This window comes from Staphylococcus sp. GDY8P45P, assembly GCF_017892745.1.
GTDB classification, from domain to species: domain Bacteria; phylum Bacillota; class Bacilli; order Staphylococcales; family Staphylococcaceae; genus Staphylococcus; species Staphylococcus cohnii.
In genome coordinates this window covers 546,786-572,322 of sequence record NZ_JAESLS010000004.1, presented here as the reverse complement: position 1 = coordinate 572,322, position 25,537 = coordinate 546,786, and the positions used below count along the sequence as shown (strand labels likewise).

General features: G+C 32.9%; 24 protein-coding genes and 1 riboswitch. Of the genes, 8 read left to right on the top strand and 16 right to left on the bottom strand.

The window, feature by feature from the left end:
* Nucleotides 1-171: 171 nt before the first annotated feature.
* From KA873_RS02895 to KA873_RS02885, 3 genes are all read left to right on the top strand, one after another.
* Nucleotides 172-1,002: a formate/nitrite transporter family protein gene (locus KA873_RS02895; protein ID WP_107504907.1), complete on the top strand. Its 831-nt coding sequence runs from the start codon at nt 172-174 to the stop codon at nt 1,000-1,002.
* Nucleotides 1,003-1,113: 111 nt separating this feature from the next.
* Complete coding sequence (locus tag KA873_RS02890; RefSeq protein WP_107385266.1) at nt 1,114-1,473, top strand: SND2/TMEM208 family protein; 360 nt, start codon at nt 1,114-1,116, stop codon at nt 1,471-1,473.
* Nucleotides 1,470-1,655, top strand: a complete 186-nt coding sequence (locus KA873_RS02885; RefSeq protein ID WP_107385267.1) for a hypothetical protein — start codon at nt 1,470-1,472, stop codon at nt 1,653-1,655. The genes KA873_RS02890 and KA873_RS02885 overlap by 4 nt, the downstream gene beginning before the upstream one ends.
* 75 nt (nt 1,656-1,730) lie before the next feature.
* Here KA873_RS02885 and KA873_RS02880 read toward each other — a convergent pair whose 3' ends face one another.
* The 3 genes from KA873_RS02880 to KA873_RS02870 form a co-directional block, all read right to left on the bottom strand.
* Nucleotides 1,731-1,922 (bottom strand): hypothetical protein, encoded by a 192-nt coding sequence (locus KA873_RS02880; protein WP_107385268.1) that lies wholly within the window; start codon nt 1,920-1,922, stop codon nt 1,731-1,733.
* A gap of 3 nt (nt 1,923-1,925) precedes the next feature.
* Entirely contained in the window at nt 1,926-2,570 is a 645-nt protein-coding gene (locus KA873_RS02875) for an HAD family hydrolase (protein ID WP_107385269.1), read from the bottom strand.
* A 180-nt stretch (nt 2,571-2,750) separates the two neighbouring features.
* Nucleotides 2,751-3,665, bottom strand: a complete 915-nt coding sequence (locus KA873_RS02870; RefSeq protein ID WP_107504906.1) for a bile acid:sodium symporter family protein — start codon at nt 3,663-3,665, stop codon at nt 2,751-2,753.
* Nucleotides 3,666-3,921: 256 nt separating this feature from the next.
* On the opposite strand from KA873_RS02870, the gene KA873_RS02865 reads away from it, so the two are divergent.
* Nucleotides 3,922-4,452, top strand: coding sequence for a hypothetical protein (locus KA873_RS02865; protein WP_107385271.1), 531 nt, complete (start codon nt 3,922-3,924; stop codon nt 4,450-4,452).
* A 636-nt stretch (nt 4,453-5,088) separates the two neighbouring features.
* Here KA873_RS02865 and KA873_RS02860 read toward each other — a convergent pair.
* Entirely contained in the window at nt 5,089-6,687 is a 1,599-nt protein-coding gene (locus tag KA873_RS02860) for an alpha-glucoside-specific PTS transporter subunit IIBC (protein ID WP_107386222.1), read from the bottom strand.
* A 212-nt stretch (nt 6,688-6,899) separates the two neighbouring features.
* Here KA873_RS02860 and KA873_RS02855 point away from each other — a divergent pair, with 212 nt between their 5' ends.
* Nucleotides 6,900-7,670: a MurR/RpiR family transcriptional regulator gene (locus KA873_RS02855; RefSeq protein ID WP_107504905.1), complete on the top strand. Its 771-nt coding sequence runs from the start codon at nt 6,900-6,902 to the stop codon at nt 7,668-7,670.
* A gap of 94 nt (nt 7,671-7,764) precedes the next feature.
* Here KA873_RS02855 and KA873_RS02850 read toward each other — a convergent pair whose 3' ends face one another.
* The 9 genes from KA873_RS02850 to KA873_RS02810 form a co-directional block, all read right to left on the bottom strand.
* A complete protein-coding gene (locus KA873_RS02850; RefSeq protein ID WP_107504904.1) occupies nt 7,765-8,271 on the bottom strand; it encodes an SRPBCC family protein in 507 nt (168 codons plus the stop codon).
* 260 nt (nt 8,272-8,531) lie between these two features.
* Entirely contained in the window at nt 8,532-9,827 is a 1,296-nt protein-coding gene (locus tag KA873_RS02845) for a Na+/H+ antiporter NhaC family protein (RefSeq protein WP_210140152.1), read from the bottom strand.
* A gap of 113 nt (nt 9,828-9,940) precedes the next feature.
* Nucleotides 9,941-10,041: riboswitch (SAM riboswitch) on the bottom strand.
* Between the two features lie 86 nt (nt 10,042-10,127).
* Nucleotides 10,128-10,739 carry a flavin reductase family protein gene (locus KA873_RS02840; RefSeq protein WP_107384921.1) on the bottom strand — a complete coding sequence of 204 codons (612 nt, stop codon included), beginning with the start codon at nt 10,737-10,739 and terminating at the stop codon, nt 10,128-10,130.
* 104 nt (nt 10,740-10,843) lie between these two features.
* Complete coding sequence (locus tag KA873_RS02835; protein ID WP_107384920.1) at nt 10,844-11,725, bottom strand: SDR family oxidoreductase; 882 nt, start codon at nt 11,723-11,725, stop codon at nt 10,844-10,846.
* A 77-nt stretch (nt 11,726-11,802) separates the two neighbouring features.
* Entirely contained in the window at nt 11,803-12,927 is a 1,125-nt protein-coding gene (locus KA873_RS02830) for an amidohydrolase (RefSeq protein ID WP_107384919.1), read from the bottom strand.
* Between the two features lie 6 nt (nt 12,928-12,933).
* Nucleotides 12,934-14,100, bottom strand: a complete 1,167-nt coding sequence (locus KA873_RS02825; protein ID WP_233422648.1) for a SulP family inorganic anion transporter — start codon at nt 14,098-14,100, stop codon at nt 12,934-12,936.
* 228 nt (nt 14,101-14,328) lie between these two features.
* On the bottom strand, nt 14,329-15,561 hold the full coding sequence (gene hutI / locus KA873_RS02820; protein ID WP_107504903.1) for an imidazolonepropionase: 1,233 nt from the start codon (nt 15,559-15,561) through the stop codon (nt 14,329-14,331).
* Entirely contained in the window at nt 15,558-17,222 is a 1,665-nt protein-coding gene (gene hutU / locus KA873_RS02815; RefSeq protein WP_107504902.1) for a urocanate hydratase, read from the bottom strand. The genes hutI and hutU overlap by 4 nt, the downstream gene beginning before the upstream one ends.
* Nucleotides 17,223-17,269: 47 nt before the next feature.
* Complete coding sequence (locus KA873_RS02810; RefSeq protein WP_107504901.1) at nt 17,270-18,544, bottom strand: YjiH family protein; 1,275 nt, start codon at nt 18,542-18,544, stop codon at nt 17,270-17,272.
* 144 nt (nt 18,545-18,688) lie between these two features.
* On the opposite strand from KA873_RS02810, the gene KA873_RS02805 reads away from it, so the two are divergent.
* Nucleotides 18,689-19,564, top strand: coding sequence for a LysR family transcriptional regulator (locus KA873_RS02805; RefSeq protein ID WP_107384915.1), 876 nt, complete (start codon nt 18,689-18,691; stop codon nt 19,562-19,564).
* Here KA873_RS02805 and hutG read toward each other — a convergent pair.
* Nucleotides 19,554-20,483 (bottom strand): formimidoylglutamase, encoded by a 930-nt coding sequence (gene hutG, locus KA873_RS02800; protein WP_107504900.1) that lies wholly within the window; start codon nt 20,481-20,483, stop codon nt 19,554-19,556. The genes KA873_RS02805 and hutG overlap by 11 nt on opposite strands.
* Nucleotides 20,484-20,738: 255 nt before the next feature.
* On the opposite strand from hutG, the gene sdpC reads away from it, so the two are divergent.
* Nucleotides 20,739-22,049, top strand: a complete 1,311-nt coding sequence (sdpC, locus tag KA873_RS02795) for a peptidoglycan release complex CPBP-like subunit SdpC (RefSeq protein WP_107504899.1) — start codon at nt 20,739-20,741, stop codon at nt 22,047-22,049.
* Between the two features lie 117 nt (nt 22,050-22,166).
* Here the strand turns inward: sdpC and KA873_RS02790 are convergent, their stop codons facing one another.
* Complete coding sequence (locus KA873_RS02790) at nt 22,167-22,853, bottom strand: ribose 5-phosphate isomerase A (protein WP_181187394.1); 687 nt, start codon at nt 22,851-22,853, stop codon at nt 22,167-22,169.
* Nucleotides 22,854-23,011: 158 nt separating this feature from the next.
* On the opposite strand from KA873_RS02790, the gene KA873_RS02785 reads away from it, so the two are divergent.
* On the top strand, nt 23,012-23,668 hold the full coding sequence (locus tag KA873_RS02785) for an MOSC domain-containing protein (RefSeq protein ID WP_107384626.1): 657 nt from the start codon (nt 23,012-23,014) through the stop codon (nt 23,666-23,668).
* Nucleotides 23,669-23,943: 275 nt separating this feature from the next.
* Here the strand turns inward: KA873_RS02785 and KA873_RS02780 are convergent, their stop codons facing one another.
* Nucleotides 23,944-24,972 carry an aldose epimerase family protein gene (locus KA873_RS02780; RefSeq protein WP_182474473.1) on the bottom strand — a complete coding sequence of 343 codons (1,029 nt, stop codon included), beginning with the start codon at nt 24,970-24,972 and terminating at the stop codon, nt 23,944-23,946.
* Between the last annotated feature and the right edge of the window lie 565 nt (nt 24,973-25,537).

Below are 25,537 nucleotides of genomic sequence, written 5' to 3'. Positions count from 1 at the left end.
TTGTGAGAAAACGCAATGTAAATTTTATTTTTGATATTATAGCGGACAATTAAATATTCATATTAGTTAATTAATCAGCAGTTTTTAATTATGATTATTTTGTGAATTATTTCACAAAAATGCAGTTACATAGTATAATATTTTTAATTAATAGAAAGTGAGGATAAAGTTTTGAACGAAAAAAACATAAAATGGGATAAAGTTTTTTATGGTAAAGCTTGGGTCCATCATGTCGTAGAAACAATTCGAGCCAAAGATATATTGCAAAGTTTTTATTTAAAACGCTATCTGCTACGTGCCATTATGGCTGGATTTATCTTAGGCGTGATAACAGTTTTTGTCTTACTCATTAAAGGTTCATTAGCATCTGATGTTCCAATGGGTGTTACAAATTTAGTCGGTGCGATTGCATTCAGTTTTGCTTTAGTATTAATACTTTTTACAAATTCCGAATTATTAACAAGTAACTTCATGTATTTTACAGTAGGACTTTATTATCGAGTCATTTCGCCATTCCGCGTTTTTAAAATTTTTACACTTTGTTTTATTGGTAATGCTCTAGGTGGATTAATATTCTTTTTATTGATACGTTCCTCAGATATAATGACTCCTGAGATGATGCAACAATTAGAAGCTACAATCGCCCATAAAACACTAACTGCAGGTTTTGTCGCCATTCTAATAAAAGGTATTTTTGCTAATTTCTTTATAAACATCTCCCTTGTAATAGCTATGCAAATAGACGATGTTCTAGCAAAAATGTTCGTCATGATGTTTGGTGTATCAATTTTTGCATTTATGGGTTATGAGCATGTTGTTTATAATACTGTATTATTCGCAGGCGGCCTCGTATATCAAAGTGATGTCCTTTCAGTCATACCAGCTTTAATCAATTTGCTTGGTGCAGGTATTGGTAATTATATCGGTGGTGGCTTAGTTATAGGCTTGTTCTATGCTTATTTAAATGATCATAAGCAATATCAAAACAACAAAATTCATTAACTGCAGCTTGAGTTATTGTAATTAAAAGTTGAAGTCTAGTATTTATGAAGTTATAGTTCCTAATTTTATATGATATAATGCTCAATAGATTTTATTATAAAGGAGTTCAATATGAATAAACATCTATTGAAACGAACAATCACAGTTTCAATTATATTTGGCATATTATTTTTCCTGATCAATTATTTTAGTGATAGTGATGTTTCTGCCGGAAATTTAGTGCTAAAAAGTTTACTTACGATTGTTGTATTCGGGATACTATATTACTTAATTTTTACTATTGTAAATTCACCAGAACGAAAATATAAATTTGGTATTACTTTACCTATTTCTCTACTAATTGCAATCATTATCAGTGCTATGTTTTCTGCTCTGAAAATCGGTATTATAACCGGCCTAATCATTGGTATAATAGCAGGTTATCTATGGGAATTTATAGATAATCATAAAAACGGTGGTGATAAATCGTGAGCATTGTCATTGGTATTATTGTTATCATTTTATTAAGCGTAAGTTTAATTCCTAATTTAAAAGCTGTAAAAAAATCTAAAGCTACTGGAGAAAAAAATCCACGTTTTGCAATTATGGTAGGTATTGATTCTATTTTACTCGTGTTAGTTATTGTGACACTAATACTTCAATTTTTAAAATAGGCTATCATTTTCATCTTATATTACAAAAACCCCTTATCGACACATTTTTTCAATGTCAAAATAAGGGGTTTTAAATTAAAATTGATTTTGTAAAACAAGAAAATATAAAACCAAAGCTCCCAATAAGTAAACAAGACTTCCAACCATAAATGAGCGAAATTGTATCTTTAACGGAACTTTTTTATTAAAGATTGGACCTAAAACTAAATTTCCTATTGCTAAAACAATTGGACCGCCTAAAAAAAATAGAATTAAATATCCATTCATACACTAGCCTCTACTTTTTTCAAAATATTTTTCAATGATAGCTGTACCTGATAAATCCTTACCTACATAGGCTATGTTACTAAAATCTTGTTTTTCCGTCATATCATTCGTGTTTACAATCACATCTAAACCAGCATTTACCGCAGCGGTTGCCCCATTGACTGAGTCTTCTATGGCTAAACAATTAACTGGGTTATAATTTAATCTTTGAACTGCTGTTAAATATAGTTCAGGACTTGGCTTTATTTCTTCTACATCTTCTCTTCCAACAACAACATCGATATACGTATCTAACCCCAATTGCTCGAATGTGGGTTGAATATCGTTTCTAAAACTACTTGTCGCAATAGCCATTGGTATATGGCGCACTTTACAATAATCCATAAGTTGTTTCATATGCGTAACAATCGGTAAATGTATACTTGTTTCATTATGCTCTTGATAAATTGCTTCCTTGCGTTCTTGTCCGAGTTGAGCCTCCAAGTACTGGTGCAAATCTGAAGCCAATCCCCCGATGGATTGTCGATAAAAATCTAAACTAACTTCCTCCAAACCATAATGATTTAGATGTTTATTTATTATTTCAAACAAGTGTTTTTCTGTATCAATAATTGTTCCATCAAAATCAAATATCACTGCGCGATACATACAGTACCCTCCTCTAAAATAAACAAGATAAAATCAAATTATTGTCAGTGTATCATACTTTCCGTCCCTCTAGCCTGCCATCGCCTCAGATAAAATAAACTAAGATGAAAACACAAAAATATTAATGTTTTCATCTTAGTTATGAATTCCTTATTAATTTCAACCTAAAATCAGTTATATTTACCTTTTGTTCCAGTATTTTGCAAGAATTGGTCCTGTAATATTATGTATTAAGCTAAATACCGCCCCTGGCACTGCAGACAATGGATTAAAATGTACTGTGGCTAAAGAAACTGCTAATCCTGAGTTTTGCATACCTACTTCTATTGATACTGCTTTTTTATCCGGTCGATCTAATTTTAAGATTTTGGCAAATGTATAACCCAATACATATCCAATCAAATTATGAAGAATGACAACCGCAAAAATAAGTAAACCAGTGGCCAAAATTTGTGCTTTACTACTACCAACTACAGACGCAAGTATTAATGAAATAGCAACAACAGAAACAATTGGCAATGCAGTGGCAGTCGTATCAGCAAATTTCTTAAATACTTTTTGAAGTACAAAACCAATGATTATTGGTATTAAAATGACTTGAACTACTGACCAAAACATACTAATAAATGAAACTTGCAACCATTCATGCGCAAATAAATATATTAAAGCTGGTGTTAAAAATGGAGCTAGCAATGTTGAAACACTAGTAATAGCTACTGACAAAGCAACATTTGCATTTGCTAAGTAACTCATAACATTACTAGATGTACCACCCGGACAACATCCAACTAAAATCACACCAATAGCAATTTCTGGAGGCAAATGAAACAGTTTGACAATTAAAAATGCACTTAAAGGCATAATTGTATACTGCAATATCACACCGGCAATTACTGATCTAGGTGCTTGAAATATAATTTTAAAATCTTTAGGATCTATAGTTAATCCCATACCTAGCATAACAATCCCTAGTAAATAAGGTACCCAACTACTTAAAGTAGCAAGTTGCGTTGGAAATATAAAACCAATGATAGCTGCAATAAGCATCCATACTAAGAACGTATTCGTTGCAAACTTACTTACTTTTGATAACATCTAAACACTTCCCTCTCTGTATTAATAAAGAAGAATGTATCATACTTTAAGCCTTGAAACAACAGAATTTTCTAAATATTATGAATTTAAAATTTGCAACTTTTAAAAAATTTTATACTTCGTTCTAAAGACCTAGTGTCTTCTTTTAAAAAGAGTGGTACAATTTAATAGAATTTAAAACATGTACAATTTTAAGTGCAGTAGAATATTATTTTTAATATACGTATGTCACTTTATATAGATATGGAGGTATAATATGTTTTTAGATAAAACTGAAACGTTTGTATTAAACATCAGTGGTTTAAATAAACGTCATATCCGCAAAAATTTGTTAAAACTTTTGAAACAAGTACACTTTTGTAAATCCTTCAAGTTTACTATTTTCAAAAATAATCATTTATATGCTTTAGAAGTGAATTTACCTAAGCAACAACTACCTTATTTAATTAGTTTTCTCAGTTTCCACAATTATTTAATCTATCAAATTTTAGAAAATAATCATGCACATGAACTATTAGACTTAGATCATTTACTATTATCATCTAAACGTTTCGAAATTGCTGTTGACGGCCTTCACGATGCTTTTATTAAAGATAAAGTTATCGATATTATGAATTTACTCAATCACACTGAAACTATTGTTTATACCTTCAATCGAAATACCATCAACGTTTCTTGTTCACCTACAGTATTCTCTAAATTAATTCACGCTATCGCAACACACAACATTGATATTTATAGTGCGACCTATCAACCACGTTTAATGCATAAAACTAGAATTTCTTAAAGCACACTCATGCACGATATCACTAATATAAACAACAAACTCGATTTGTTTCTTTTCCACTGAGAATTAATAAACATGAGTCTAAAGTATCAATATCTCAGACTCAATCATAAACGTCAATTTTTATTGTAATTATATAGAAATTGACTTTTTTTGTGTTCTGTAATGAACCTTTTCTTTTGTATCTTGAGAAATATTTCAAACAATTTTGCATCGTGCTGACGCCCAGGGCAATGATATGAGCGAGAGACTACAGGCTCGAGCCATATTCCCAGGCAAGCATGCACGATCAAAATCGCAATTTATCCATATAAAAAGGACAATTCTTTATTACTTATTATTTCAAAGTAATTCATGTTATTAATTTTATAAAATAAGCACTTCATCAATTTATCAGGGTTAATGAATTGTTTTAATTGAGCTTTTTCTTTTATATCTTGAGAAATATTTCAAACGATTTTGCATCGTGCTGACGCCCAGGGTAATGATATGAGTGAGAGACTACAGGCTCGAGCCATATTCCCAGGCAAGCATGCACGATCAAAATCGCAATTTATTCATATAAAAAAGGACTAATCCATTTTTTTCATATGGATTAGTCCTTTTTTGAGCATAATCTTATATGTAACCTTTTTATTAATTATTTTTTTCTTCAAATACTAAATTTTCAAATGCTTCTCTTACTTGAGGTACAGACATACCTACTACGACTTGCACATTTTTCCCACTTTTTACTAAACCATGTGCCATTTGTCTATGCGTAAAGTAATCACTATCTTCAACTTTATTGACATCATTCACTGTTAATCTTAGACGCGTCGTACAATTTGTAACGTCTTTAATATTTTCTTTTCCACCCAGACCTTCTAAATAATATATTGCTTTATCTTCAAACTCATTTGTTGAACCAGTTTTTTTAGTAACTGCTCCTTTACCATCCTTGTTTTTATAATCATCTTTACTATATAATTTCATATCCTTGTCGTCTTTTTTACGCCCAGGAAGAGGAATATTAAATTTTATAATTAAAAACTTGAATAAAAAGAAATAAATTGCTGTAAAACCTAAACCAATTGCAATTTGAATCACATAAGTTAACCAATGATTCTGTGCCAAAGGTATCCAATTCGTAGCAAAGAAATCTAATAACCCTCCGCCAAAGTTACCTACTAAGCCAAAACCATACATTAACGTATCCATTGTTGCTGCTAAGATTGCATGTAAAACGAATAAATAAGGTGCTATAAATAAAAACGTAAACTCTAATGGTTCAGTAATGCCAACAACAATCGCTGTCAATGTTGCTGGAATTAACAATGCTGCAATTTTCTTTCTATTTTCTTTCGGTGTTGTTGCATACATTGCTAAAGCAATACCAATTGAACCGAAGACTTTCCCGTTACCTTGTAACATAAAACCATACGGGAACAATTCTTTTAATGGCTCTTTACTTTTAGCAAATTCATTTACATGTTCAAACCATTCTGCTTTTAACCCATGATTCACAACAACAGGACCTACTTCTATTGGTGCATAAATAAAGTGGTGTAATCCTGTTGGTATTAATACTCTTTCTAAGAAATGATACAACCAAACACCTATATAACCAGAACCAATAATAAAACCTTGCAATGAAGAAATACCGTTTTGTACCGTTGGCCATACAATACAAGTAATTAAAGCAATCGGTAACATGACAAAAAATGAAATCGTTACTACAAATGTCAAACCTTGAAATACACCAAGCATTTCAGGTAATTTTTTACTATAAAATCGATTATGTATCCATGTCACAATGCTTGAAATAATAATACCGCCTAGAATATTAGTGTCTAATGTTTCTATACCAGCAATCGCTTTTAACCCCGTTACATTTTCCACACCTTTTTCCAAATTTGCTCCGAATGTATGTGGCCATTGCGTTAATATGGCATTGATAAAAGTATTAAACATTAAATATCCCATTAATGCTGCTAATGCTGCATGTCCAGGTGCTTTTTTGGCCAAGGATAAAGGTAGTCCAACAACAAACACCACTTCCATGTGATTAAATATTGTCCAACCACCAGACTCTATCACTGACCATATTTTGAACCAATTCGTACCTTCATCTGCAATACTCCCCATTATTGAAGGATTTTTAAATAGCGTCGCTAAACCGAGTACAATACCAAAAAATGCAAACATTAATACAGGTACAATCATTGCACTCCCAAATCTCTTTATTGCGTTCATATAAAATTCCCCCTTCTTTCTAAATTTCTGAAATTATCCATTTATAATTATAAAGTGCTTATCAATTCGAATGATTAAATATCAATTTATCTTCGATTTTATAGTAAACGCTTACATACAAACAATAGTTTGACGCTATTACGAACAATTTTGTACAATAAGATTATATTTTCAAAACGTGAAAATATTTTCAAAAATTTGAGGTGAGACCATTGCTTTTAGATGAACGTATTAACAATAATTTTAATAAATTAAATGAAAATGACCTACAAATCGCTCATTTTATAAACACACATATATCAGAATGTAAAACAATGAAAATACAAGATCTAGCGGCTTATACACATGCATCAAATGCAAGTATCCATCGTTTCACTCGTAAGTTAGGATTTGATGGCTATAGTGATTTTAAATCATATTTAAAATTCGAATCTGAACAAGTTCATCAATTGCCTTCTGACTCTATGAATGCTTTTAAGCAAGAAATTGAAAATACCTTCACTTATTTAGAGCGTATTGATTACGACCTAGTTACAGACAAAATATATCAAGCTGAAACGGTATACTTATATGGCACAGGTTTAGCACAAATGAACGTTGCGCAAGAAGCTCAAAGAATTTTATTAACCATACATAAGAATATTATTGTGCTACACGATGTACATGAATTTAAAATGGTATTAAATAAAGCTTCTGATAATGATTTATTTTTTATTATTTCTTTATCCGGAGAGACAGATCATTTATCTGACATAACGAATTTATTGCAACTGCGTCAAAAATATTTTATTTCTATTACTACGCTCCAAGATAACACATTAGCTCAAAAAGCAAATTATAATATTTACGTTTCAAGTAATACTTTTTATTTAACAAATGGCATCGATTATTCCAGTTTTATCAGTTATCATATATTTTTTGAAACGGTACTGCGTAAGTTTAATGAGCGTAAACAATATGGTCAATTTACCCATAATAATTAATCTATAAAATAAAAGAAGGCTGGACAAATTAATTGTCTCAGCCTCTTAGTCCAACTACTTTTTTATTGAGTTCGGTTGAATTGATATAATGATTTTATTGTTCTTCTTCATATTCTTCTAGCGTTGTTTGAAGCTTATCAAATAGCATTTCAAAACCATGCGCAGTGGAATCATGATATTCCTTTTTCTTTTGCTTATATTCTAACGATGTCAGTCTACGTTCTCTAGGCACATAAGCCGTGTAACTAAAAATCATTTGAGTAATACCTGGTTCTCTTTCAAACATCTCAACTTCAATAGTATCTTCAGAGTCACTTAATTCAGGCATACCTATAGTCATAACAATATATGCATTTGGGTTCAATGTAACATATGAACCCTTTACTATATTTTCTTTTCCCTTACGTACATCAATAATTTTATAGCCACCGTTTTGTACAGCATCTATTTCTATTGATTTATTCGTTCGTTCTGTTGTCATAAACCATTGTTTAAGCAATCGTTGCTCGGTCCAAGCTTGATATACTAATTCAGGTTCAACTTTAAAAAGTCGTTCCAATTGAATTTCTACATTTTCATTTTCCACATTGTATCTAGCCATGATTGTTCACCTACTTTCACTCTTATTACTATTCTAACTCATTATACTAGACTTCTAAACAATAATACTATGAAATCCAACTTCCCTTTATTTTCACTATAAAAGTGACAGCCTATTTATTTTATCGTTATTAGTCAGTAAACGTCAAAATTTTACCCTTTTTTTATTTAAAATGTTTATTTTTAAATATCGTATTATTTATTAAAAACAGGGGAGTCAGTCTATATTCAATTGGTATAAACCGACGCCCCTCCTTATAATTAATTTTTTTTGTTTAATTTTGGTAATCTAAAGATGATTGCAATTAATCCACAAATACCTAGAATTATAGGATAAATTGAATACGGCATTAATGAAACTGGCGAAATAGACGCCACACCTGCCGCTGCTATAACTTGCGGGCTATAAGGTAATAAGCCTTGGAAACAACTTGCAAACATATCTAAAATACTTGCAGATTTTCTTGGATCAATATCGTATTCGTCCGCTATATCTTTAGCTAAGGGACCTGCCATTAATATCGAAATTGTATTATTGGCAGTTGAGATATCAGCAGCACTTACAAGTCCTGCTATACCTAATTCTGCACCACGCTTTGATTTAACCCTATTGCGTACAAAATTTAATAACCAAGTTATACCACCATTATGTTGTATCAATGCTACAAGTCCGCCAATTAATAGCGCAATAATTGCAATATCTTCCATACCAACAATTCCTTTTGAAATCGAACTAAGCAATCCTGACCAATTAAATGACCCATCAACTAGTCCAATAATAGCAGATAATACGGTACCACCTATCAATACTATAATTACATTGATGCCTGCTAGCGCTAAAATTAACACCAATAAGTATGGAATAACTTTAATAAAATTATAATCATATGATTTTGTCGTATCTATCTGAGCACCATGAGTTAAAAACCAGAGCGCTATAACAGTAAATATCGCACCAGGTAATACAATTTTTATGTTCACTTTAAACTTATCACTCATTTTAGTCTTTTGAGTACGTACTGCAGCAATTGTCGTATCAGAGATCATTGATAAATTATCACCAAACATTGCACCACCTACTACAGTAGCCATTGTAATCGCTGCAGAGACATCCGTCGCCTGACTTAAACCAAAGCCAACTGGTGCTATGGCTGCAACTGTACCTACTGAAGTACCCATTGAAAGTGATACAAACATACAAATGATAAATAAACCGACGATAATTAAGTTCTCTGGTATGAAAGATAGTCCTAAATTAACAGTTGACTTGACTCCACCCATATCTTCTGTGGTTTGAGAAAATGCACCCGCAAGTAGAAATATTAACATCATCAAAATAATATTTGAATGTCCTGCACCTTTTGTAAACACATCTACTTTTTTATGAAATGTTTCTTTTCTATTCATCAATAAACCCACGATAGATGCAATAATGATTGCAACATTAAGTGGCATTATTGAAAAGTCACCAGTAATAACGCCCACACCTAAAAATATACCAACAAATATGATAAGCGGTACAAGCGCCCATGCATTACCTTTTTTATTTTCCGCCATACAAAACCAACTTTCTTTATCATTACTTTTATAATCAATCGTTTTATTTACTTACCATAAAAATTAAAAAACTCTTTTCTTGTAGAAGAAAAGAGTAAATCGTTACATCTTTAATCTTATCTTCTAGCACAATTTATGCTACTGGAATTGGCACACGCATCACCATGTTGCCGAAGTTTCAATGGGCCAGTCCCTCCACTTCTCTAGATAAGCTATTTTATTTATTTTATAACAGTACACTATTCATGCGACTTCGTCAATTATATATTTGCAGTATGAAATGATACTTTAACTCAAATATTATTCCGTTGGCCTAACAATTGTAAATGTATCACCGATTGATGCATAATCATTTCCGGCTAACCGGCACACGGCTTCTAGTGCTTGCGCATTTATCTTACTGTCCTCAAAATACACATCTTCATTAATATGAAACATCAATACCTCACCAATAATTAGATCTGACCCCTCTTCAGTATCTCCTAAAGGAATAATCCGCTCTAATTTACATTCCATACGTATCTTCGCTTGCTCAATGCCAGGTACAGATATAAGTTCCGAGTCGACAAGGGTTAATTCTGTGCGTTCTAATTCATTTTCTCTACGCTCCAATGGTGCGGCTGTGCGATTAATTTGTTCTACATTTGTTTCATCAGTAATATGCACTACAAAATTTTCAGTCTCTTCAATATTAAGCGAAGTGTCTTTACGTTTGCCTTCCGAACGTCCTGTAGAAATCATAATCATCGGTGGTGCACTATTCACTACGTTAAAGAAACTGAACGGTGCCGCATTTAACTTGCCATTTTTATCTTGAGACGTAACAAATGCTATAGGTCTGGGTATGATACTGCCACTCAATAATTTATAGTTTTGCCTTTTAGACAATTGACTTGCTTTAAAATGCTTCACTGAAATTCACTTTCCTTTCATAAATAAAAAGTGGCTATGTCAAAATGTCAGTGCGTAAACCGTTCATTTAAGCACTAATCACTTTGAAATAGCCATCTATCAAATTAATCTAATTGTGTACCACCCGTAACGCCATATACTTGGCCAGTTGTGTAACTTGATTCATCCGCTGCTAAATGAACATACACACCAGCTAATTCTACAGGTTGACCTGCTCTACCAAGCACTTCTTTTTGGCCAAATGCCGGAATTTTCGATTGTGGTTGTCCACCTGATATTTGAAGTGGTGACCAAAATGGTCCTGGCGCGACACAATTAACACGGATACCTTTAGCACCTAATTCTTCAGACAAGCTTTTAGTCAACGATATGATTGCAGCTTTTGACGCTGCATAATCATGTAAAATAGGATTAGGATTATAACCTTGTACAGATGATGTTGTCGTAATTGTAGCACCTGGTTCCAGATAATCGATTGCTTTTTGTACTGTCCAAAATATTGGATACACATTCGTTTCAAAAGTTTCAGCAAATGATGCTGTATCAAAGTCTTTAAGCGTATCTCTGTATTGCTGATGACCAGCTACGAGTGTAACATTATCTAATCCGCCTAACGCATGATATGCTCGCTCTACTAACTCATAATTGAATTGTTCATTGCGTAAATCACCCGGTATTAGCACAGCTTTTTGTCCAGCCGATGCAATAACTTCTTTTACCTCTTCAGCATCCTCTTGTTCTGATGGCAAGTAATTAATCGCAACATCAGCACCTTCTTTAGCATAAGCTATCGCAGCAGCCCTACCTATAGCTGAATCTCCACCTGTTACCAACATCTTTAAACCTTTCAATCTACCGTAACCAATATATGAAGTTTCTCCACAATCTGGTTTAGGGTTTAGATTTTTTTGTAAACCTGGAACGGCTTGCTCTTGTTTTGGAAAATCTGCATTTGAAAATTTCGTTCTAGGATCTTGAGACACCATGGCTTAATCCTCCTCAAAAATAATGATTATAATTATTTTTTACCCAAATTAAATCGTCCATAACATAAGCTATTACTTTAAGATTCATTTAATAATTTCTGTACAAATGTTACAAAGTAATCTGGTACTTTTTCTAAAATACGTTCATCGGGATCGTATTTTGGATGATGTAAATCATAATCACTATTCGAGCCAATAAAGACAAATACACTTGGGTACTTATTAGCAAAACCAGAAAAATCTTCACCAATGGTTAATGGCTGTTCCATTATATTCACATTATAACCCACTTGCTTAGCAATGTTGATTGCATCATCCGTTAATTTTTCGTCATTGATAACCGCACCTGGTAAACGGATATATTCTGTTTCAATTTCAACATCAAATACTTCTGCCAGTCCATTACCAATTTCTCTCAACCTTTTTTCAATGAATGTACGAATACGTTCATCAAAACTTCTCACTGTACCTTGTACATAAGCTTGATCTGCAATAACATTCCATGTGTTACCACAAGAGACTTCTCCTATCGTTACCACAGCATTATCAAAAGCAGATAAATTTCTGCTGACGATGGATTGAACGCTATTGATTAATTGACCTAACACGACGACTGGATCATTACCTTGTTCAGGTTTTGCTGCATGCGCACCTTTACCTTTAATTTTAAATTCAAAACGATCTACAGAAGATGTCACAGCACCGGATTTCACTGCTAATGAACCTATATCCATCGTAGGATAATTATGATAACCTAGCACAGCTTTTGTACCATCAATGGCACCTGACTCAGCTAATTTAACAGCACCATAGCCTAGCTCTTCGGCAGGTTGAAAAATAAAACGTACCCTACCTTTTAATTGCCCTTCAATTTCTTTTAATCTTGTAGCTACTGCTAAAATACTTGCCATATGGATATCATGCCCACAAGCATGCATAATGCCTTTATTAGTTGAAGTGAATTCATGTACAACTTCTTCATTAATTGGTAATGCATCAATATCTGATCTAACAGCAACAAATGAATCTCCTTGTCCTACTTCTGCAATCAATCCAGTTTCCAAAGGTATATCTAAAATTTTAATTTCATAACTCTCTAAAATACGTCTTAATCGTTTCGTTGTTTCATATTCATCATCCGACAATTCAGGAAACTGATGAAATGTACGTCTCCACTTTACATAATCTTCATATTGTGGCATTACATGTCACGTCCTTTCTAAATTTATAAAACGTTTTAAAAAATAATATAGTATTGTTACAACCACTACTCCGAGCGCTAAATTATTAGAAATTAGGATAAGCACCATTGTTAGTATTACAATGAAAGCATTTATTAATGGCGATTGGCGTATAAAAGGTATTGTACGTCGATCAAATGTGTTCAGTGAAATGGTAATGAGTACAGTAGCTAAAACAGCCATTGGAATATGTCCTATAATTTCACCAAAAACAAATAAACTTACCAGTAAAAAACTACCGGTAACAAACGTCGAAATTCTAGAATTCGCACCCATTGTCACATTAAAACGTGATTGCCCAACAAGCGCACTTCCACCATAACCACCAAATAACCCTACTACAAAATTGGCTATACCTTGACCTATCGACTCACGATTTTTATCACTTGTTGTAGCGGTTACTTCATCCATCATACTTGCTGTTAAAGTCGTTTGAACAATTGCAACAATAGCCATCATCAACCCATATAACAACGCAGTTAAGAAGAAATTAACATTTAATATTTCAGTAGGAATACTTGGATAAGGTAGTTTAATATGTATTGAAGATAGATCATGCACATATTTAATATCAGGCTTTAATATCCACGAAAATATAGTCAATATTATGATTGATATTAACGGTGCAGGGATAATTTTGATATATCGATTGCCCAACCAAATAATTAAAAATGATACGATTGCAACAATATACGTTGGCATAGAAATCCCCAAGATATTCTTTAGCTGAGATGTGAATAATAGTATTCCTAAAGCATTCATAAATCCAATTACTACACCTACTGGTATCAATTCTAACCATTTATTAATTTGAAAATATCCCAATATAACTTGAATGATTCCCATAAATAATGTAGCTAAAATGACTGCTTGCATCCCGTGACTTGCTGCTAAAGGTGCTACGACTAATGATACACCACTACTTGGTGCTGAAACCATCAAGGTTCTATTTCCAGTCAAGCTGAGTACGAGCATCATCAAACCAGTACTTAACATACCGATTGTTGGGGTCACGCCTGCTATAAATGAAAAAGCAATTGCTCCAGGCAACAATGCAAGTGCAAGTAATATACCTGTAAGCATATTCTGTACTATGTCGCCTTTCCATTGATCAATATATCCAGCGTTACTCACACTATACTTCACCCCCAACCCCTTTAATTACTATACTATCATAATTGTCAAAATATTTTATTAACTTGCGTTTTATGTACTTTTAGATTTTACGTTTAGAAAGTATGTATATTACAAAAATAACTAAAATAAGAATAGAGCAAGGAACAAATCAATATTGTTGATTTCATTCCTCACTCTATCTAGTGTCAAAAGTCTTAATGATTCATTTTAATTACAGTTTCACTTTTAAAGTTTTACGCGATTATCAAATAGTACCTTGCCATCTTTAATCACTCTTTCTGCGTGATTAATACCATAATGATAAGGAATATATTCATGGTTCGGTGCATCCCAAATTACAATATTTGCTTTATCACCCTTATTGATGGTACCTGCATCAACATTAATCGCTTTAGCTGCATTCACTGTCACTGCATTCCAAATTTCATTTGGGGATAATTTTAATTTTAATGCTGCAATAGACATCACTAATTGTAAATTATTAGTCACACAGCTACCTGGATTGAAGTCAGTAGCTATGGCAATAGCGCCGTCGTTATCTAACATACCTCTCGCATCTGCATATGATTCCTTATCAAGGTAAAAAGTTGTACCTGGAAGTAATACCGCAACCGTATCACTATCTTTCAATTTTTGTTTGCCTTTTTCACTAGATGCTACTAAATGATCTGCAGAGATTGCATTTTCATCAATTGCAAGTTCTAAACCACCTAATGGATCAATTTCATCCGCATGAATTTTAACATCAAAGCCTTGTTTTTTAGCCGCTTCCATATAAGCTTTAGATTCTTCTACAGTGAACACACCTGTTTCACAGAAAATATCAGCAAAGTCAGCGTACGGTTTAACTTCTGGCAATAAATCTATCATTTCTTGTAAGAAAGCTTGGTTAGACTTCGCATCTTTTGGTACAGCATGTGGCCCAAGGAATGTATGTTTCATGTCTAAATTATATTTTTTTGCTAATCGATTCGAAACGCGCAATTGTTTAAGTTCATTTTCTTTATCTAATCCATAACCACTCTTACTTTCAACTGCTAAGACACCGTGTTGTAACATGGTTAATAGGTTTTTTTCCGCTTTTTCAAAAAGTTCGTCTTCTGTCGCTTGACGTGTAGCTTCTACAGTAGATAATATGCCGCCACCTTGTTCAAGTATTTCTAAATAAGAGACACCTTGACGTTTGAGTGACATCTCATGTTCACGTGAGCCACCATGCACAAGATGCGTATGTGCTTCTACTAATGCAGGTGAAACGACTTTTCCTGAGGCATCTATTGTCTCATTTGCTTCATAGGCCTCAGAATGTTCACCAGCATAAACAATCTTGCCATCTTGCACAACTACTGTTCCATTTTCAATAATGTTTAAATCATCTAATTCTTTGCCTTTTAAAGGACGATCGGTAGCCTTTGGTAAAATTAGTTGTTTAATGTTTTGAATAATTAAGTCGTTCATTTTTTATCTCCTTTTCCCGTAATCATTGGAATGTGAATACCTTTTTCATTTGCTACATTAATCGCTGATTCATAACCTGCATCAGCATGTCTTACTACTCCCATACCCGGATCTGTAGTTAGTACTCGTCCTAACCGTTTGTCTGCCCTTTCTGAACCATCAGCAACAACTACCATGCCGGCATGTAATGAATAACCCATACCAACACCTCCACCATGATGGAATGAAATCCAAGATCCACCTGCTGCAGTATTGATTAACGCATTTAATATTGCCCAGTCTCCTACAGCATCTGAGCCATCCTTCATACCTTCAGTCTCACGATTAGGACTAGCTACTGAACCCGAATCCAAATGATCTCGGCCAATTACAATTGGTGCAGAAATTTCACCTTCACGTACAAGTCTATTTAATGCCAATCCCATTTTTGCACGTTCTCCATAACCTAACCATGCAATTCTTGAAGGCAATCCTTGAAATGCAATTTTCTCTTGTGCTAAATCTAACCAACGGATAAGTTTTTCATTTTCAGGAAATAGCTTTCTCATTTCTTCATCTGCACGCTCAATATCTTTAGGATCTCCGCTTAATGCTGCAAATCTAAATGGCCCCTTACCTTCACAGAATAATGGTCTGATATATGCTGGCACGAACCCAGGAAAATCAAAAGCATTTTTTAAGCCGTCATTATATGCGACTTGTCTTATATTATTGCCATAATCAAAAGCGACTGCACCTTGTTTTTGAAATTCTAACATCAACGAGACATGTTTATGCATTGATGCTTGAGATTCTTTTACGTATTGTTTTGGGTCTTTATTGCGTAGTGCACTTGCTTCTTGTAATGAATACCCTTGTGGCACATATCCATTTAAAGGATCGTGTGCACTCGTTTGATCCGTAATAATATCAATTCTAAATCCTTTATCTAAAATTGCTTGATGTACATCGACCGCATTACCAACCAATCCAATAGATAATGGTTTACCCTGTTTGCGTGCGTCTTCCGCTAAACTTAATGCTTCATCTAAATCTCGTGTCTTCACGTCACAATAACGTGTATCAATACGCTTATCAATGCGGGATTCATCTACATCAACTCCAATGACAACACCGCCATTCATTGTAACTGCTAATGGTTGTGCACCACCCATACCGCCTAGACCAGCAGTTAGTGTAATCGTCCCATTTAATTTGCCATTAAAATGTTGATTAGCGAGTTCACCAAATGTCTCATATGTACCTTGAACGATGCCTTGTGAACCTATATAAATCCAACTACCCGCAGTCATTTGTCCGTACATCATTAATCCTTTTTGATCTAATTCATTAAAATGATCCCAGTTTGCCCATTCAGGTACTAATACAGAATTAGAAAGTAACACACGTGGTGCTTCTTCATGCGTTTTAAATACAGCAACCGGTTTACCTGATTGGACTAACATTGTTTCATCAGCTTCTAATGAACGCAGTGTGGATTCAATTGCTTCAAATGCCTCCCAGTTCCGAGCTGCTTTACCTATGCCACCATAGACAACCAAATCTTCAGGTCTTTCTGCAACTTCAGGATCTAAATTATTATATAGCATTCGTAATACTGCTTCTTGTTCCCAACCTTTACATTCAATCTCTAAACCTTTTTTTGCTTTAATTTTTTTCATGAAAAATCTCTCCTTCATCGATTTTAATTCAACCTTTGTTTTGATATTTAAAATATCCATAATGCAAATGGAATTGTAATCAGTAGTGTTAGTACTACTCTTTCAAACCAAATAAGCACAAGTTTTCCTACTGAAATTTTAATTTCTGTAGATAATATGACTGGAACAACGCTTGAAAAAAAGATAATCGCTGAAACACTCATTACTGCTACTGTAAATCTTGTTGCTAAATCTGCTGATTGTGCAATTGCAGCTGGTAATAACATTTCAACAATTGAAATCGTTGAAGCCTGTGCTAATACCCCCACATTTTCTACTGGAAAAATGCTAATGAATGGATAAAAGATGTAAGAAATATATTCGATAACTGGTGTAAATTCTGCGATTACTAACCCTAGAAAACCTATTGACATGATAGAAGGTAAAATAGCTATAGTCATTACGACACCATCTCTTAAATTTTCAAATACATGCTCCATTAATGACTTTGACTGTTTCACAGCTAATTTTGCTTCTAACCAAGATTCTTTTAATAATGGCATATTTCTACGAATCTCTTTTTTATATGGCTGGTCTTTATATGTCGTATGCTTTTCAAATCTGATAGGTGGGAGTTGTACGGTAATAGCAGTAACAATAAATGTCACTACGAGTGTAAACCAAAAATATAAATTCCAATGCTGAATAATTCCTAATGTATTAGCTACAATAATCATAAACGTAGCGGAAACCGTAGAAAATCCTGTTGCTACAACTACTGCTTCTTTATGTGTGTAACTACCACTCTTGTAGACTTTGTTTGTTATCAGTAAGCCTATTGAATAACTACCAACAAATGATGCTACTGCATCGACCGCTGATTTTCCTGGCGTCTTAAATATTGGTCGCATTATCGGCCGACAAATCACACCGATAAACTCTAACAAGCCGAAACCTACTAAAAATGATAAAAATATCGCTCCTATAGGAATTAAAACACTTAATGGTATTGCTAGCTTTTCGTATAAAAATGGTCCGATACTTTCTTTTAAAACAAAAGCAGGCCCTATATTGAAAACAACCATGAAAGCAATGAATACCCCTACCACTTTAAATAAACTAAAGATTATGTTTGTTTTCGATTCATTCCACCGTTGATTGAGAAATGGATGAATTGCACCTATAATAATTAAAATCAATACATAATATGGTAAAACAGGTTTCACGATTAGTGTGATCCATTGCACAATATGATCAATCATAATTGTTGATTGACCATGTATAGTCACAGGAACAAAGAAAAATATAATGCCAATCAAGCTATAAATAAAAAATCTCCACATGTACTTCACGCCCCTAACATGAAAGTACGACTCCCTCTATATCTAAAAGTATAATATGTTATTATATAGACTACCAATATCAATAAACTAATTATTAATAGTTTTAAACTATAAATACACGAATCATTTAGGAGTGACATTCATTTGAAAATTGTTCAATTAGAATATTTTATTGCCGTCGTTAAATATAATAGTTTTACAAAGGCTGCAGATTTTTTACATATAAGCCAACCGTCTTTAACGAATACAATTAAAAAAATAGAAGCAGATTTAGGTTATGATTTATTTTTAAGAACTACAAAGGATATTAAAATTACAGAAAAAGGTATCCATTTTTATAACTATGCCGTTCAACTCGTGCAAAGTTATCATCAAACGCTGGAAAAAATGTATGATTTAAAAATGGGGCATGCACCTAAAATAAAATTTTCTATTCTTGAATCTTCAAATCAATGGATCTCACAAGTAGTTGCTATGCATCAAAAGGAATATGCAGACCAAACATATCATGCTTCAGAAGTACATGATCAGAGCACCATATTAGAGCGACTTTTAAATTTTGAAAATCATCTAGGCCTAACAAATGAGCAGATTGTCCATGACGATATACACTCTGTCCCACTATATAAAGAATCTTATGTACTCATAACGCCTAAAAATACATTCCCGAATAGCAAAAAAGTTTCTATTAAATCTTTACCACTAATTTTACCTACAAAAGGTTCACAAGTACGCAAGCATTTAGATGACTATTTTAACCGTCTAAATATTCATCCAAATATTATTATTGAAGCCGACCGCTTTGAAGCTTCAACTAATTTCGTTCATCGAGGATTAGGTTATGCAGTCATACCACGTGTCTATTACCAATCTTTTAATGCACGAGATTTAGATGCAATTGAAATTAAGCCAACACTCAGTCGTACGATTTACATCAATTACTTAAAAAAAAGAAAGCACCCTGAACGAGTACTTTCCTTTATAGATTTATGTCTTTATTATTGGAATATTAAAGAATAAAATGATGTAAAAAATTAGCTGAGAGCTTTGCTGTACGATTATCGACATCATATTTAGGGTTGGTTTCAGCAATGCTAATCGTTGAGACTTTTTCATTTGGGATAATACGTTTGGCAAGTTCAAGTACAATATGTGGAAATAGGCCTAATACTGCATTAGCACTTACGCCTGGTGCGTATGCGCTATCGATAACATCCATACATATTGTGAACATAATAACGTCATGGTTGTGTATAAAACGTTCTACCTTATCTTTTACAGGAGGAGATATTTGATGTAATAATTCCTCGGCATAAACAAAGCCGATATCTTTTTCGTTTGCATAATCAAATAGGCCTTGTGTATTACCACCTTGTTGTATGCCTAATACTAAATAGTCTGCTTGATTATCTTGATCTAAAATCTGCCTAAAACTCGTTCCAGAAGTGGACTGTGCTTCTGCTCTGGTATCAAAATGCGCATCAATATTAATAATACCTAAAGAAGCATCAGGATAAACTTCTCTTATGCCTAAATACTGGGCATAAGCGATATCATGTCCGCCTCCCAATAAGAACGTCTGTTTATGTCTTTGGATTGAGGTTGCAACATATTGTGCGAATTCTTTTTGGGTATCTTCTAAGTGATTGTGATCATGTTCTACATTACCATAATCATATATCTTGCAGTCACTCAACACAGGTAGATTGGCAAATGCTTTCTTAATTGCGTCGGGACCTTCTTTTGCACCTAATCTTCCTTTGTTCAATTCAACACCCTTGTCTACTGCGTAACCTAATAACCCCACACCTTGGCGTTTCTCACGATAGTCATCTTTGATATTCCTAAAATTTACAGTTTGAAAATGTCTAAATTGAGATGAATCTGTTTCACTATCGACTCTACCTGTCCATAAATCGCGCTGTGCTAATTTATACATAATTCTCCTCCTTTTAAAACAATATCCTCATATAAAAGTATACGCTTACATTGAATTCAATTCAATTTATGCTTTTATTTACCCAATATTCAGCTGCTTAATTTTTCAAATTACAATTAATTATTTCATTTAGATGTTAGTTTTGGCATTACTATTACATTTCAATGATAAATATCTAAATTTAATTTATTTCTGATTAATAAATATGTATAATTAGTGATAAATGATTTTCTGAACCCTATTGGAGGTTACATAATGAATAAACAACGTATATCAGGTTTTCAATGGGCAATAATGATTTTTATTTTCTTTATTATTGCTTATGCAGCTCCTATTATACTAAAAGATTTACAAAGTACTATTTCACTTAAAACTTTTGTCTTTGACTTAAGTGCTATAGCACCATTTATTGCTGCGCTTATTTGTATTATTGTTTTTAGTAATCGCAAAGCGCAGTTATCTGGTTTAAAACTAACAATAGATTTAAAAGTGATTGAACGAATTCTACTTGCATTTATATTACCTTTAGTCATTTTCTTGATTGCTATGGTAAGCTTCAACATCTTTGCAGATAGTTTTGTATTATTACAAGCAGAAGATTTATCAGTTTCTATAACTGCAATTATACTCGGACAGCTAGTGATGGCATTCTTAATAGAGTTCGGTTTCCGTTCTTACTTGCAAAACATTATAGAAACGAAAATGAATACATTTTTTGCATCAATTATTGTTGGTATATTATATTCCATTTGGAATATAAACATGGTATTTAGTCTTGAATATACTTTATATGGTTTATTATATACATTTGCATTCTCTATGATTATAGGTGAATTGATTCGTGCTACAAAAGGACGCACGATTTATATCGCAACGATCTTCCATGCAGCAATGTCATTTGGTCTTGTTTTCTTATTCAATGAAGAGCTCGGCAGTGTTTTCGCAATGAAAGTAATTGCACTATCTACATCAGCTGTAGCAGTCGTTTACATTTTATTAAGTATTATTATTCGCGCGATACTCTATTTCTTTACAAAGCGCAGTTTAGATGAAGTCGATAATAATAATTATTTGGACCACGTTAATGAATATTCAGAAGCACCTCAAGAAGAAGACAGCAGTGAAACACCCGATGATGCAACAACAAAAGCACAAGTTCATACAGAAGATGACGAGCACAGTGAATCTACTACTTCTCAAACTGAAGAGGCAACAGACAAACATGTAAATTCAGATGATGCTGACTCAAAAACATCAACTGAACTTATGGATGATACTGACACTCAAAATAATCACCAACAAACAAATCATGATGACAGTCGAAACAATATTATAGATGAAAACACACCACAAACACCTGAGAACAACGACGTTCAAGGAGAACACAACCATGTTAAAACACAGGTAAACGGTGCTGTTGAAAATTCTACTGAGAGAGCACAAACAGAAGCAACATCAACAGAACATGATAATGATCAAAATACTTCTGAGACAATCACACAACAAAATAAAAAACGACAACGCTCACCTTTTAAACTAAAAAACAAACGTGATCATCGTCGCTAATTAACAAAAAGCAGGTTACACTTACCGTATATTCAGATACAATGACTAAACCTCATGATTATCTTAATTTATACCGGTAGTTAACCTGCTTTTATTATATTTTAATATACCAAATTATTATTTATTTAAAATTTTAACACCTTTTTGTGTACCTATAATGACTTGATCTGTAACATCGATAAAATAACCAGTTTCTAAGACACCTACTAAATGAATTAAAAATTCATGCATAGCATAAGGATCGATAGATGAATTCAATGTAACATCAAGAATATAATTTCCATTATCAGTTATAAATGGGACATCATCCACCATCCGACGTATCACTTGCAAATTATCGTAAGCTGCAATTTTTTTAGAAACTAATAACCAATTAAATTTATCTACTTCTACAGGTAAATTAAACGTTTCACCTAAATATGATACACACTTAGATTCATCGACTAAAACAATAAATTTTTCCGCCATGGCGTCAATCACTTTTTCTCTAAATAATGCGCCACCGCCACCTTTAATTAAATTCAAATTGTTATCCACTTCGTCTGCACCATCAATTGCAACGTCTATTTTCTCAATATCATTGACATCCACTACTCGAATACCTAATTCTTTGGCGATATAAGCGGTTTTATTAGAAGTGCATACACCTGTAATATCAATCTGTTCATGGTTCAATTTCTCAGCTAATTTTGGGACAAGCAACTCTATTGTTGAACCAGAACCAATTCCAACTACCATACCGTCGCTGATTTGGCTTAACGCGTCATTAAATGTACTAATTTTCAACTGTTTCGTATCCATAATGCGTCCCCTTTACATAACTTACTCTCACCTTTATTGTACATGAGATTGAAAAAAATACATAGCTAAAAAATATGTATAAATTTTAAATTAATATATCTTCTTGCATAATCAAATATGTGCTTTACAATAATAATACATAACCAACAAGGGGGATTGTCATGATTTATGATTTAAAAGCGATTGCTACAGGAAAAATAGAAGATTTACCTTATAGTTCTAAAAGACCGATGCGTTCAGCACTTAACAAACAGCCATTCACCGGTAGAATGTGGCTTTCAAAAACAGGTTTTTCTGAAGATGAGCAAGAATACAAAGGACATGGCGGTCCCAATAAAGCTGTGTGTTTATATAGTGAAAAAAATTATAATTTATGGAAAGATGATGTCTCGGTTTTACCAGAGTATGCAATGTTTGGCGAAAATTTAACTGTCAAAGATTTGGATGAAAAAGACTTACATTTTGGTGATCAATTTCAATTAGGTGAAGCGATTATCGAAGTTTCAGAGATTAGAGAACCTTGTTGGAAAATACAAGAAAAGTATAAAATTCCTAACCTTATTAAACGTATGTCTAGTACATGTAGAACTGGTTGTTACCTTAGAGTAATTAAAGAAGGTTTTGTTAGCGACTCATCTCATCTTCAGCTCATAAAATACGGAGAGCAAGATTCCCTTTTAACTGTATTTGAACTCAATGATATTTATTACAATGATAATAAAAATGTTGCGCGCTTAGCCTATGCCTTAAAAAATCCTTATTTAACTGAAGAAAGACGACGCAAATTAGAAAAGTATCTAAAACGCGCACAAAAATAAACATCACAATATACTAAAATGCCATATTCTAATGCGCAATAAAAAAACAGATCCCTGTACAACAAGCATCTGTAAATATTATACATTTATTAAACTCAGGTTAAGTAACTGACAAAATATGATATTCATACAGATTCACTAACCTGAGTATTTCTTTTAAAACTATCTTCTATAGCACGATATTATAAAACGTCGGTTGCTTATTCACAAGTACCACTTGATTATTTTGCATTACTTTAAATCACTTCAATGTACTTGATTCAACCACAGTAATATTATTCTGCTTCCCCACCTGTTTTTTCAGCAATTTTATATGAAGTCTTAGAATAAAAAGGTTGATTCGCTTCTAATATTGATGGCGCATTTTCTCCATACAAATTAATATCATTGGGGATGCATTGCGATTCTAATGTAAATCCTGAATGTGCTTTATAAATATTAAAGTCACTTTCCCATTCCGTAGTATCATTAAAAGTAAAAATCACGACATTAGGCATATCTGTCTCAACAGACAGTTGAAAATGCTTATTTTCAACTGTCATACCTTGCTCTCCAATTTGAAACGGATGATCCAGACCACCATATCGTTTCATTTGTGTTTGAATATCATGGTGTTCACTATTAAAAATATCTTTAAATTGAATTTGACTACGCTCAAACACACTTTCTAAATTTAATGGTTCTTGTTTTGTTACAAAATGATTATTGTCTAATAAGTGCATTTTTAATACTGAACTTGAGATGCTATGATTATCGATGACGTTATTGTCTCTGTTCAAATTAAAGTATACATGATTCATAGGATTAAAAATTGTTTTTTCGGTAGCTACAGCTTTATACTCAATTGTCCATTTGTGGTCAACATCATAAGTATGTATCACCTCTAAATTGATATTTCCTGGGAAATGATCATCTGACTGCTGAATTGTGGTAGAAAATACAATTTTCACTTGGCCTACTTGCTCAAAGATTTCATAATCGAAATAACATTTATCTATACCTTTAAAGCCACCGTGAATATTATTTTCACCATCGTTTGTATCTAATCGGTACGTTGTACCATCTAAATGAAACTCAGCATTTGCTATACGTCCGCCATAACGACCTACAGTAGCACCAAAATAAAAAGGGTTTTGTTGATAGAATTCATCCGCTTCTACCACATTACCTAATACAATATTGTTATCATCATATTTCCATGACACGATACGGGCGCCATAGTTCGTGAAAACAATCTTAGTTGCTTCATTGTCTATTTTAATTAAGTCAATACCATTACTTTGTCTTTCTACTTTTGCAAACATCATCAATTACTCCCTTTCGAACCAAACATATTATTATTCACTTTAACTTTCAGCTTTATCTTGAATAAAACTTCAATCACAACTGTCACGAACATCATTCTTGCTTTATTAAACAAGATACAATATTCTCATCAGTTTAATAATGCATTACTTTTAAAGTGAATTGCACAGCATTTTAAATTAGCTTAGATAATTATGCGCTCAATATGTCCCCATTTACTGAGCAAAATACCTCATTCACTAATATTTAAAATTTTAAAACAGTTTACTACTTCCCTAGGTAGTTATCTTACTTTCCTATAGTGTAACAACTTAACCAAATCATTATCTATACTAATTATTAATTCTATCAAATATTATTTAAAATTGTGATGTTTTTTCTAGTTTTTTTATAGATATGATTTATTTAGCATATTTAATGCACTTGCAAATCACGCTTCCAAGTATTTTTTATAAAAAAGTAGGGATGAAACCATTATGTTGTTTTAGTTTCACTCCCCTACTCATATATTTAAATACACTTCAAAAAGTTATTGGTTTATCTATAACTTATCTTAATGATTGT